This window comes from Bacillus cereus group sp. Bc010, assembly GCF_027716745.1.
Lineage (GTDB): Bacteria > Bacillota > Bacilli > Bacillales > Bacillaceae_G > Bacillus_A > Bacillus_A pacificus.
On record NZ_JAQFUY010000002.1, the window covers coordinates 291,521 to 303,757 of the forward strand.

The following is a 12,237-nucleotide window of genomic DNA, read 5'->3' on the forward strand; positions in this document are numbered from 1 at the left end:
ATTGTTCCTTTATATGAATGTCTTGTTCAAATCTAATTTCATCAATTGAAGTTGTTTTTTATCCCACGTAAACTATCAAAAAGAAACAGGTGAACCTTTTGTCTACAGAGAAAAAAATTAAAGTTATTCGCATGTCTAACCATGGATTTGATATTAAACCCTATCACCAAAATACAACTTTGGACTTTTTAAACGTGACAATAACTGATTTAAATCAAAGTATTACAATCTCTTCTGAACAAGCAAAATACAATAAAAATAATAAAATAGTCGGTTGTTTTTGTTTCCTTGATAAATTTGATGAATCTCAATTAGACACTGGGGGTAACTTATCTTTTAGAATCGAAAACAAGCGAAATATAGGCTACTTACCAGCCGATGAAATCGTATTTGTTAGAAACACCCTAAATAATAAAATTGCAGATCGATTTGTATACGGATTTGAAACAGATACGATACATCCTATCACCCAAAAACCCATTACCGAAAGATTCGGAGGATTCACCTATGAATTTGTAAAAATGCCACTATGGTTAGCAATACAAAGATTAAATGAACACATCAAGAATAAAAATGGTATGGCTCCAGACGAGGTTATATCCGAGTTCTATTTAACAGAAGAACAAGTTAAAAATAAGTTAATCCTTAAAGAAGAATAATTTGTTCCGATGATTATATAAGTAAGATCCTTATAAAAAATCGCTCTTGAACCGAATATGGATATTTACGAAAATAGACCGTCATTTGTATGGTCTATTTTTTTAGAGGATTGACAAATCAAAGATGTAAATTACAAAAGAATAGCGAGAGGGTGATAAATATGATTTTTAAATTCAGAAAATATATTTCTTGGCATAATAACTCTCAAGAAAACTATCTTATGGTTTATAGTGACAATCCCTTAGATAAAAAATATTTTTCTTTTGATGACCATCCATCCACCATAATGCAATCTACAGGACTTTTTGATCAAAAAGAAAGAGAAATTTATGAATCAGATATCGTTGAAATCAATAATAAGATCTATGGAGTGAAGTGGGATACGGGTAATGCACAATTTTCTTTAATCCGAAAAGGAGAACTCCATCGAAATATAAAAGAGCTGGTTAATACTTGCTTTGTTGTTGGGAATTCATATGAAAATATTGAGTTACTAGAGAAATTATAAAATAAAAAAGTCAATAAACGCAAAAAACCTTCGTAGACACGAAGGCTTTTTTATGGCGGTCAGATCAACCGACCCCCAAATTGATATGTAAGTTCCAAGCAGTCAGATCAACCGACTCCCTGTTTTTTTTGGCTAAGTAGAATTTACCATCTTTTTTATTTCAAGTCAAGAAAAAATTAACAGGAGATCATCGGGCGATCAGTTTTCCGATCCCCCTACTCCTTTTACAGGACCTGTATATCTAGTATATACTTACTTATGTAAAATATTCCTTCTTTTAAAAAGTCCATCAAGCCCCTGTTGCTTCATCATCCTGTCTTGGATCATCAATCCAATCCCTTTTCTTTTTAGTAATTGGAATCTTCTTAAATCCCCAGTTTCTAAAATCTTGATCCGGGCTTGGGCTATAAATTTTTGTCTTTATCGCTTTAAAAATTTTATTTTCTGTTCCATAATTTTTTATACATTTAGGCTTTGCTTCTACAATTCCTTTTCGAACCCGACCGATTGGATTACAAACCAGATCAGCAATTTCTAAACCTGATTGGTATAAAGGATCGCCTTTTTTTGCAAGTATAAACCCTTTTATTTTTTCTCTATACTTCTGAAAATCTAAATGCATTGTTCCATTGTTGAATACTTCAAAGAAAGCTTTTTGAATCAAAAGATTCTCATAATCATCTCTAGATTCTAATACAATCCGTGCATTTTCTACATCTGTTTGACTCAAAAATGAATAAAACGTTTCAAGGATATGTATAAATGCAACAACGTATGGATCCTTGTGTGCTAGAAAATATTGTTTTAGTTTCACTTTATCAATTGTTACCGATATGATTTTAAAATCTAGGTTACCTAAGAAATTAGGCATATTGTTATAAAAATCCGCACGCTGTTCTTTTTTAAACTTCGCAAAATCACCTCGCCCCCTAGAAATTTCATCTAAATGTAACATTACATCTTGTGTTCCAAAACATTGCATTTTTACTCGATTAAGCCGATTACGTAATTCACTTGTTCTACCATTTTGATCAACAGCATACTTGTTTTCAAAAATCACACCTGTTAAAGTAAATGGCTGAGTGCTACTTTGAGCAATTCCCGTTTCATCAATAAATAAAATATACTTTTTTTGCTTGCTTACCAAACTACCTTCCCCCTGAAATGATTTCTAGTATTACCATAATCATACCACATAAAAATAACAATTATAAAAATACTTACACCATTAAAAAAAGGAGTTTTTCTTGTAAAAAAAAGCTTCTCTGATTGCTTAAGTAATAATTCCATCTTCTGTTTTATAAAATAGATTTCATCTATTTGCAATCACTACACATCACGTTTGAGATGTGGTTACGAATTGTCTTTTCACTTATAAAAAGTTCACCTGCAATTTCCTTCGTTGTTTTATCTTGAACCAGTAATTCAAATACTTCTCTCTCTCTCTTTGTGAGTAAAGGTTTAGATTGATACGCTTTTTCCTTCAACTGGTATAACCCTCCTTGCTTAAGCCAGAGCTGTGTATGTGTAAGTTGGGTGTTTATTTAGTCAAGATATTGTATGAACGAAATGTGCGGGTGGTGAATGAAAATGGGCTTTATTTCACATGTTATTTTAGACTTTTATACAGTGCAGACACTCCTTGCATCTACTCACTTTTCAGTACGCCATATTTGTTCTAGCAATATACTTACAACAGTACCTACAAATAAACCATTTCCGAATATATATTGCATAACAGATGGCAATGATTGGAGCGCTCCAGACGGTAGAAACATAACACCGCTGCCAAATAATACTGCAACGCCTAAAATTGTTACATTCCTTTCATTAAGCTCCACTTGTTTTATATTATTGAATCCAATTCCAATTAGCTGTACGAATGAAGCCATTAAAACCGCAGATGCGACGGCCGATGGTAAAGATGCTAAATAACGAATAATACTTGGGAACATCGACATTACGACTAGTAACATACATGCTAGTAAGAACGATCGTATATATTTTTGTTTCGTTAAACGTATAAATCCTGCCGTTGCTGGTAACGGCACGACACCTACAGTTGAAAATGCAGAAGAAATGATATGTGAAATCCCTCCAACCCACGTACCATCCTTCAACTGTTTCTGTTCAATGGTCCCTTTTTGAATGGTAGCTTGATTAATTGCTATAATCGCCGCCACTGTATTTGAAACTAAAATACATACCATAACGAAACTTGATACAGCCATACCTGTATTCCATTTTGGAAGTCCCCAAGCAAATATTTGCGGAAGTTGCACAAAATGCGTTACTTGAGCTGGAATCATCACTTTTCCTGCAATGAGAAAGAGAATCCACCCACTAATTAATCCGATTAAAACTGCATAACTTTTGACAAAACCTTTTCCGAAGTTAGATAGTATAATAACGAAAAGAAATATGCTAAACGCAATTACCGCTGTAAATCCATCGATTTGAGAAACAGTAGCAGTAATTCCTAGCATTCCTTTTAAAAATACACCGCTTAATTGTAAGCATAATAAAAGTAAAAACGTCCCTGTCACAAGCGGCGTAAACAAAAATAAAATACGTCCGATAAAACCAGTTACCCCTAACCCTATTAAAATAACACCAGAAATTATCATTCCTAATTCTAAAATTTGCAATGTACTATGTAATTGATCTTGTCCGGCCGTTGCGTAAGCAAGTACGGTAAATACTCCAACCCAAGATCCAGCTGGCCCATCCGCAATTGGCAGTCTATGCCCAACCCACCCTTGTAAAAAAGATGATATACCAACTACAAAAAATGTACGCTGCATTAAATAAAATATTTCTTCCGTCGTAAGATGAAATAATCCGCCAACGACAATTGGTAATGCGATTGAATTCGCTAATAAAAATATAAACCATTGCAAAGTTCCCATAATATGATTTTGATTATGTTGATTGTCCAAATTTTTCATCCTTCCTAGTAACCTATAAGAAATATATTTCAAACATAAAAAAGAAGAGTTCTATACTCACAATTAGAACCCTCCTCAAAACATTTAAACGATTCTTTTACACAAGATTATTTAATTTAACCTCACTTAAACTTCCAACAACAATATTTCCTTTATGCACGACTAAATGCTTCTCTGTTTGACGCGCTACTGCTTCAGCGACGCATGTTGCATTCGTCAAAACAAAACTCGCTTCATCTCCTACATTCGGCCAAACTCGCTTCCCTTCACTGTTTAACGTTTCTTTTCCTCCCGTAATAAAGCGAAGTGCTTTTCCTAACGATCTTTCATCACTCCATCCAAAACGTTCCGCTAATCGATTTGCCTTTTGCAACATATCACCTGTTCCAAACGGGGACCAATGATCTGTAATACTATCATTTCCTAACGAAACTTTCACACCTTTTTTATCTAATAATGGAATTGGGATTACTTGTTTCCCAATTGGTACTGTTGAAGTAATATCAATGTGTAAAGCTGCTAGTCTTTCCGCCACTTCTTCAGCTTCTTTATCTGTAACACCACCAAGTCCAAGCGCATGACTAATCGTTACGCGACCTTGCCATCCCGCTTCTTCTGTTAAACTTGCCAATCTCTTCATCGTAAACGTCCCAAGATTATTCGCATCATGCAGATGAATATCAACGTCCGCATTAAATTCTACTGCGATATCCATAATGGTATGTAATGATTTTTCAATATCATTATCCACTGTAGCTGGATCCACTCCACCGACTAGATGCGCACCCATACGCATCGCATCTTTCACAAGTTGCACAGAATTACTGCGCAATAATCCATGTTGCGGAAAAGCAACAATTCTACCAGAAACCTGTTTTTTATATGTTTCCAACGCCGCTAACGTCGCCTCCAAATTACCAAGTCCAATAATTGGATCAACATTACAATGCGTTCTTATATTCGTTGCACCATTTTGAAGCAATAACGCTAGCATATTTTCCGCCCTATCTTGAGCAGTTGCTAATTGCTTCGGTAAAATTTCCTCTTCTTCATGAAAACGTGTAAAAATACTTTCTGCTGGCATACAAGCTTTCCAAGGACCACTATAATATGTTTTATCAATATGAATATGCATCTCTTCGAAAGCAGGCAAAATTAATAAACGATTGGCATCAAAAATTGATACCCCTTCCTCTTGAATAGCCCCTGTTATCATTTTTTTAATTCTTCCATCTTCAATGAGTAAACTACATAACTCTGTTTCTGTTTGAGAAATTCTACCCTCTTCATATGTATACCCTGATTCAAGCATTACATTAGTCAGCCAATATACTGTCATCTCTATCCCTCCCACCCTTTATTGAAACTCACCTCATGATATAATTTTAATATCAACTGAAAATTAAGACAATTAATACGACTGTTTCCTAAAAAAAATGTAATACAACCTCATAGTCTTCTCATAAATTTCCATATAGAATAGAAGTATATAGCTTGTCATAAAAAGGAGTGGATTGGAAGATGTCAAAAAGGTTATGTAAATCCGAAACTGATAAAATGCTATTTGGTATATGCGGTGGTTTAGGAGAATATTTTGATATTAGCTCTACTCTCATTCGCATACTTTGGGTCATTGCTGTTTTATGTTTTGGGACGGGGTTTTTAGTTTATTTTATTTGTTTATTACTTATGCCACGCTCTTACTAATAACATTCTTTCGTATATTTAAGCATAGTGTATACAAAATCCCCTATAGATTTTTCTATAGGGGATTTTTTCATGAAGAATATTTCATCGTTAAATGTAATACCGCCACTTCATCTTCTTCATTCTTATAACTATGTTTCTTATTCGCTTCAAATTGAATCGAGTCGAACTCATTTAATTCGTATACATCGCTTTCTACTTGAATCAATACTTTCCCTTTCATTACCGTTACAAGCTCAATAGCACCTTCATGATGCGCTTCTGGTTCATATATACTATTCGATCGTAAACAAGCACGGTGCATTTCCATCCCCGTTTCTTTCGTATAACGGAACATTGTTTCTAAATGCCATGCTTGTCCTACATCTACTGCAAATCCTTCTCCGCAGCGCGCAACAGCTACAGGTTCTCCAACAACCATCAATCTCGATAAAGGAATTGATAATCCTTTCGTTATTTTCCAAATGACGGCTAACGTCGGATTCGTTTCGCCTCTTTCAATCTTTCCTAACGTTAATTTACTAACTCCTGTTTTTTGAGCTAATTCTTCTAAACTTAATTTTTGCTCATTTCGAATTTGTCTTAATAACTGACCTACTTGCTGAATGACTTCTTTCGTTTGCATATCTTCATGTTCTTTCATCTATAAAACCACCTTAAAATATAAAATAGTTTACTTTTATACAAATAAAGTATATTATACTATACATATTCTTTGAATTTCGAAAGGAGTGCTATACTTCATGCGCGCAATTTTATTAGGCCTTTTATCATCAGCCTTTTTTTCCGCAACCTTTATTATTAATCGAGCGATGAATGTATCTGGAACGAGCTGGGCTTGGACAGCTTCCTTCCGTTTTTTATTTGCTCTCCCTATTTTATTCCTTATCGTTTTATTTCGCAAAAACTTAAGGGGGTTATGGGAAGAATTAAAGAAACATCCATTGGCTTGGATCGGGTGGGGGTCTGTTGCTGGTATTGGTTTCTATTCTTTATTAAGTTTTGCAGCTGTCTTTTCTCCCGCTTGGCTCGTTGCTGGAACTTGGCAAGTTACTATATTAGCAGGCTTACTACTCTCGCCATTATTTTTCGTTAAAATAGAAACAAAATCAGGTATGAAACTTGTACGCGGAAAAATTCCACTTCGTAGTTTATATGTCGCATTATTTATTTTACTTGGTGTAATTTGTATGCAAGCAACTGCAGCAGGTCACATTACAATGACTCAGTTCATTTCAGGATTTTTACCTGTCGTGTTAGCTGCTTTCTTATATCCATTCGGTAACCGAAAAATGATGGAACTTGTTGGCGGGCGTCTTGATACATTCCAACGTGTATTAGGAATGGCAATAGGCAGTCTTCCTATAACAATTTTACTTGGTATATACGGATTTTCTACTACGGGTATTCCAACATCAAGCCAAATGCTGCAAGGATTTTTGTTAGCATTATGTTCTGGCGTTATAGCGACAATGACATTTTTCTTTGCTACTGACTTAGCCAAAGATAATCTCGCTCTACTTGGAGCTGTTGAAGCAACGCAAGCTGGAACGATGGTCTTTACCGTGCTTGGCGAAATTGTTTTCTTAAATGGTTCATTTCCTGGCGGGCTTTCCCTACTTGGAATGATTATTATTATGTTAGGAATGGTTGCAAATAGCATTTTAAACCGCTCTGTTCCAGTCGTTAAACAGAAAAAAACAGCATAAAAAAAGAGTATGGTTCTGTGACAAAGAACTATACTCTTTTTTTATTGTCCCCCTATTGCGCCTTATCAGAATAGTATTTCATTAACGGTTTATACTAAAACCTATGTTATAATACGGTTCATGCGCAACAATAGGAGGTAAATTATGTTAAAAAAAGCAATCGCTGAATTTATTGGTACATTTGTACTAGTATTATTCGGAACTGGAGTAGCTGTCATTGGCGGCGGAATTGAAGGAATTGGAACATTAGGAATCGCTATGGCTTTCGGTCTATCTATTGTGGCTATGGCATATAGCATCGGAACAATTTCTGGATGTCACATTAACCCAGCAGTATCAGTAGCTATGTTCATCAATAAAAGAATGAACGCTATGGAACTTTGTTATTATGTATTAGCTCAAATTTTAGGTGGTTTATTAGGAACTGCAACGTTAGTAACAATTTTAAAATCTGCTAAAACACCTTTAGATAATTTAGGTCAAAACGGTTTTGGAACTCTTGGTTTATCTGGAGCATTTCTAGTTGAATTTATTTTAACTTTCGTATTCATTTTAGTAATCGTTGCTGTAACAGGTAAAAAAGGAAGTTCTTCTCTAGCAGGATTAGTAATTGGTTTCACATTAGTTTTAGTTCACTTATTAGGTATTCCGTTAACTGGAACTTCTGTTAACCCAGCTCGTAGTATCGCACCAGCTTTATTCGCTGGCGGAGAAGCACTTTCTCAACTATGGGTATTCATCATCGCACCAATTGTTGGTGGTATCGTAGCAGCTATCGTAGGTAAATTCATTTTAAATACTGAAAAATAAAATTTTCAATATTTCTAAATAAAAAAAGGCGAGCCCTCATTATGAGGATGCTCGCTTTTTTACTCTTTCATTTTAGACTTTAAATTTGTAACTAATTGATCTACTGTTACATTTGCAAGTACATTTTCCATCGCTTCTTGCGCTTGCATTAAAATAATTTCTAATACTGATTGAATATTAGCTCCTACTGGACATTCAATGTTGGGATTTTCATGGAAGGAAAATAGCTGTCCTTCTTCTACAACTTCCACTGCTTTATATACATCAAGTAATGTAATTTCTTCTAAATCACGAGCAAGTGTCGTACCACCTTTACCAGCTTGTACATCAACAAGTCCTGCTCTCTTCAACATTCCTGTAATGCGACGAATCACAACTGGATTTGTATTCACACTACCGGCAATCCATTCAGAGGTACAGCGAGAGTTTCGATCTATCGCAAGTAATGTCAACATATGAACACCTACTGTAAAACGACTACTAATTCCCATCTGCACACCCTCCTTTTTATTCATTCTATTAAAAGACGACTCTTATTATTATATACTATTTTTAATTTATACATAAAGAAAAAGCATGATTTCAACAGGAAATCATGCTTTTCTCTCATTATTGACGCTTTATAAATTTCGCTAAATCTTTAAATTTTACTTTGTCTGAGTAATTCATTACACCATTTACGTAAATGCGGCTTGTAAGCATATTGATGATAACAATAGTCACCAATAAAATGACTAAAGTCACAATAATCTCTACAGTTCCTGCTTCACCCGCTACAAGCCTTGAAAATGTAACCATAGGTGTAAAGAATGGAATATACGAACTAACTACAGCTAATGTACTATTAGGATCAAATAGTGATTTAATACTAATGAAAAATGCTGCTATACCTAACATTGTAATTGGGAACGAAAGAGATTGCACATCCTCAATTTTTGATACAACAGCACCAACCGCTGCATATAACATTGCATATAGTAAGTAGCCTGTAACAAAATATACAACGAACATACTAATTACTACAGCATCCAACTTGGAAAAGTCTAGTACAAGTCCTACTAAAGATGCATTTTCTAGGTCTACCCAACCTAATAAATACGGTACAAGAAAACCGAGAGAAGCAGTAATAAGTAATAGTAAAGCACTAGAAACAATTGCTAAAATTTTAGCATGTAGCATTGTTAATGGTTTTACTTTCGGAAGCATTAACTCCATAACACGGGATGATTTTTCGGATGCTATCGTCGTCCCAATTGCAGTTCCAAACACAATAATAAACATATATAAAGCAAACGAGAAAATATAGCCAATTCCAAAGGAAGATGCATGATCTTTTACCGCCTCTTGCTTTAACGGAATTTCCATCTGTAACTGTTTTGCTACTTCGGCAGATACGTTATTTTTTTCAATCATTACCGCTGTATACTGTTCCTTCAAATAACTTGCCATAAGTGTAGCCGTTGATTGACTCGGAAAACCACTATACATATACGTCACTTCTGGGATACCATTCTTTTCTGTAATACGGAATAAACCGTCTAAATCCCCATCTTCTACTTGCTTACGTAGTTTATTAAACTTATCCTTATTTTCTACCGTTACTTTAGCAGACGGAAGTAACTTTGTTATATCACTTTCTTGCACTTTATACGTATCGCTTTCTGTTACTACAGCAAATTTATCTTTTCCTTTATCGTTATCAGCTGTGAAATGATTAAATGCGAAAAGCCCAAACACAACTAAAAACAAAATCGCACTCGTAATTAATGATTTTTTAGATAAAAATGCTTCCCTAAAATAAAATGAAAATACGTGAGAAAATTTACGCATCGTTATTTCGCCCTCTCTACAAAGATTTCGTTTAACGTCGGCTCTAACATTTTAAATTGTCGTAAGGTAATACCTTGTTCTTGTAATTGTTGTAAAATGTTTAGAGCTTCCGCATCGTCTTGTACTTTCACATAAAGAAGGCCTTGTTGTTTTTCATACGATACATGAATAGCTTTTAATCCCTTCTCATTCTCTTCTGTATCTTCAATCGTTAAATTACGGAAACCATATTCTTTTTTAATATCACTTAATTGACCTTTTACGACTGCTTCACCTTTTTTCAAAATACATACATGTTGGCAAAAAGCCTCCACTTGTTCCATACGATGACTAGATAAAATAATTGTCTTTCCGTTCTGTACTTGTTCTTCAATAATGCTAGCTAACATCCCCGCATTCACTGGATCCAGTCCGCTAAATGGCTCATCTAAAATGAGAAGTTCAGGGTTATGAAGAAGAGCAGCAATTAATTGGATTTTTTGCTGGTTCCCTTTTGAAAGCTCTCCTGCCGTTTTAAATTTATATTCCGGTATTGCTAATCGATCTAACCAGTGATCAATAGCAAGATCTACTTCTTTTTTCGTCATGCCTTCTAATCTGCCAAAATATCGCAACTGGTCTACTACTCTACTTTTTGTATATAAGCCTCTTTCTTCTGGTAAGTACCCTATCGTTACTCCACTAGTCCCAAATGATTTTCCATCCCATGTAATAGACCCTTCATTAGGCGTTAATAATCCGAGAAGCATTTTGATTGTCGTTGTTTTTCCTGCACCGTTTCGTCCAAGCAATCCTAACACTTCACCTTTTGGTAATGAAATTTGCAAGCCGTTAACTGCTTTTGATTCCCCAAATTGTTTCGTTAAGTTTTGAATTTGTAAACTCAAAGTATAAAGCCTCCCCTTTACTATCATTCATACTCTCTTTCAAAGACTATGTTTATACAAGATAAAATATAGCACTACACTTTATCCTCTTAATATGTAACACCGCCTTAATCCATCATTTGTTCTATTTAGTTAAAATTGTAAATATTGTCATATGATTTGTCAATTATTATTGTCATTTCGACAATTAAACTTGTCAAAATAATTCCCATCATTTTTTCTCATCTTTCTAATATAGGACATACTACTACATATACAAAAGACAATATGCAAATGTTCATAAAAAAAATTTATATTTTAATATATAATATAAGATGATTTTTTAACATCAAGGAGGATACATATGAAGAGGGGCATTACCACTTTATTATCTGTAGCGGTTCTATCTACATCGCTTGTAGCATGTTCAGGAACGCAAGAGAAAACAGTGGCGAAAGAAGAGAAAGTAAAATTAACAGACCAGCAATTAATGGCTGATTTATGGTATCAAACAGCCGGTGAAACGAAAGCATTGTACTACCAAGGATACAATATCGGTCAATTGAAGCTTGATGCAGCTCTTGCAAAAGGAACCGAGAAAAAACCCGCTATCGTACTTGATTTAGATGAAACTGTTTTAGATAACAGTCCTCATCAAGCAATGAGCGTAAAAACAGGAAAAGGCTATCCGTATAAATGGGATGATTGGATTAATAAGGCTGAAGCTGAGGCCCTTCCAGGTGCAATTGATTTCTTAAAATATACAGAGTCTAAAGGTGTAGATATTTACTACATCTCAAATCGTAAAACAAACCAACTAGATGCAACAATTAAAAACCTTGAGCGTGTAGGCGCGCCTCAAGCAACGAAAGAACATATATTACTACAAGACCCGAAAGAAAAAGGAAAAGAAAAACGTCGTGAACTCGTTTCTCAAACACATGATATCGTTTTATTCTTCGGTGATAACTTATCTGACTTCACTGGTTTTGATGGAAAGTCTGTAAAGGACCGAAACCAAGCAGTCTCAGATTCAAAAGCACAATTTGGGGAGAAATTTATTATTTTCCCAAATCCAATGTATGGCGATTGGGAAGGCGCTTTATATGATTATGATTTCAAAAAATCAGATGCAGAAAAAGATAAAATCCGCCATGACAACTTAAAATCATTTGATGCAAAATAAAAGAGGATGGCAT

At 34.7% G+C, this 12,237-nt stretch carries 14 protein-coding genes; 6 read left to right on the forward strand and 8 right to left on the reverse strand.

Annotated features, from left to right (window positions below; all coding sequences use genetic code 11):
- The first annotated feature begins 98 nt into the window (after window positions 1-98).
- Both PDQ68_RS04555 and PDQ68_RS04560 read left to right on the forward strand, forming a co-directional pair.
- Window positions 99-659 carry a hypothetical protein gene (locus PDQ68_RS04555; RefSeq protein WP_076868878.1) on the forward strand — a complete coding sequence of 187 codons (561 nt, stop codon included), beginning with the start codon at window positions 99-101 and terminating at the stop codon, window positions 657-659.
- Between the two features lie 161 nt (window positions 660-820).
- The gene (locus tag PDQ68_RS04560) at window positions 821-1,168 is read left to right on the forward strand and encodes a YopX family protein (RefSeq protein WP_000576359.1); all 348 of its coding nucleotides are present in this window, start codon (window positions 821-823) and stop codon (window positions 1,166-1,168) included.
- Between the two features lie 289 nt (window positions 1,169-1,457).
- On the opposite strand, the gene PDQ68_RS04565 is transcribed toward PDQ68_RS04560, so the two are convergent.
- From PDQ68_RS04565 to PDQ68_RS04580, 4 genes are all read right to left on the reverse strand, one after another.
- Window positions 1,458-2,315, reverse strand: a complete 858-nt coding sequence (locus PDQ68_RS04565) for a DUF3800 domain-containing protein (protein ID WP_088106392.1) — start codon at window positions 2,313-2,315, stop codon at window positions 1,458-1,460.
- Window positions 2,316-2,484: 169 nt separating this feature from the next.
- Window positions 2,485-2,655: a helix-turn-helix domain-containing protein gene (locus PDQ68_RS04570; RefSeq protein ID WP_270786588.1), complete on the reverse strand. Its 171-nt coding sequence runs from the start codon at window positions 2,653-2,655 to the stop codon at window positions 2,485-2,487.
- A gap of 165 nt (window positions 2,656-2,820) precedes the next feature.
- Window positions 2,821-4,116, reverse strand: a complete 1,296-nt coding sequence (locus tag PDQ68_RS04575; protein ID WP_061183293.1) for a purine/pyrimidine permease — start codon at window positions 4,114-4,116, stop codon at window positions 2,821-2,823.
- A gap of 97 nt (window positions 4,117-4,213) precedes the next feature.
- Window positions 4,214-5,455, reverse strand: coding sequence for an amidohydrolase family protein (locus PDQ68_RS04580; protein WP_061183294.1), 1,242 nt, complete (start codon window positions 5,453-5,455; stop codon window positions 4,214-4,216).
- 182 nt (window positions 5,456-5,637) lie between these two features.
- Here PDQ68_RS04580 and PDQ68_RS04585 point away from each other — a divergent pair, with 182 nt between their 5' ends.
- A complete protein-coding gene (locus tag PDQ68_RS04585; protein ID WP_000044337.1) occupies window positions 5,638-5,823 on the forward strand; it encodes a PspC domain-containing protein in 186 nt (61 codons plus the stop codon).
- 70 nt (window positions 5,824-5,893) lie between these two features.
- Here PDQ68_RS04585 and PDQ68_RS04590 read toward each other — a convergent pair whose 3' ends face one another.
- Window positions 5,894-6,466, reverse strand: a complete 573-nt coding sequence (locus PDQ68_RS04590; protein WP_000658050.1) for a helix-turn-helix domain-containing protein — start codon at window positions 6,464-6,466, stop codon at window positions 5,894-5,896.
- Window positions 6,467-6,566: 100 nt separating this feature from the next.
- Here PDQ68_RS04590 and PDQ68_RS04595 point away from each other — a divergent pair, with 100 nt between their 5' ends.
- Both PDQ68_RS04595 and PDQ68_RS04600 read left to right on the forward strand, forming a co-directional pair.
- Window positions 6,567-7,532, forward strand: coding sequence for a DMT family transporter (locus PDQ68_RS04595; RefSeq protein ID WP_061183295.1), 966 nt, complete (start codon window positions 6,567-6,569; stop codon window positions 7,530-7,532).
- A gap of 144 nt (window positions 7,533-7,676) precedes the next feature.
- Window positions 7,677-8,342 carry an MIP/aquaporin family protein gene (locus PDQ68_RS04600; RefSeq protein ID WP_000913199.1) on the forward strand — a complete coding sequence of 222 codons (666 nt, stop codon included), beginning with the start codon at window positions 7,677-7,679 and terminating at the stop codon, window positions 8,340-8,342.
- Between the two features lie 59 nt (window positions 8,343-8,401).
- Here the strand turns inward: PDQ68_RS04600 and PDQ68_RS04605 are convergent, their stop codons facing one another.
- The 3 genes from PDQ68_RS04605 to PDQ68_RS04615 all read right to left on the reverse strand — a co-directional run bounded on the left by PDQ68_RS04605 (window position 8,402) and on the right by PDQ68_RS04615 (window position 11,059).
- Window positions 8,402-8,833, reverse strand: a complete 432-nt coding sequence (locus PDQ68_RS04605) for an Rrf2 family transcriptional regulator (RefSeq protein WP_000512998.1) — start codon at window positions 8,831-8,833, stop codon at window positions 8,402-8,404.
- Between the two features lie 118 nt (window positions 8,834-8,951).
- Window positions 8,952-10,172 carry an ABC transporter permease gene (locus PDQ68_RS04610; RefSeq protein ID WP_061183296.1) on the reverse strand — a complete coding sequence of 407 codons (1,221 nt, stop codon included), beginning with the start codon at window positions 10,170-10,172 and terminating at the stop codon, window positions 8,952-8,954.
- Window positions 10,173-10,174: 2 nt separating this feature from the next.
- Window positions 10,175-11,059: an ABC transporter ATP-binding protein gene (locus tag PDQ68_RS04615; protein WP_000058127.1), complete on the reverse strand. Its 885-nt coding sequence runs from the start codon at window positions 11,057-11,059 to the stop codon at window positions 10,175-10,177.
- A gap of 337 nt (window positions 11,060-11,396) precedes the next feature.
- On the opposite strand from PDQ68_RS04615, the gene PDQ68_RS04620 reads away from it, so the two are divergent.
- A complete protein-coding gene (locus tag PDQ68_RS04620; RefSeq protein WP_061183297.1) occupies window positions 11,397-12,224 on the forward strand; it encodes a 5'-nucleotidase, lipoprotein e(P4) family in 828 nt (275 codons plus the stop codon).
- The last annotated feature ends 13 nt before the right edge of the window (window positions 12,225-12,237 follow it).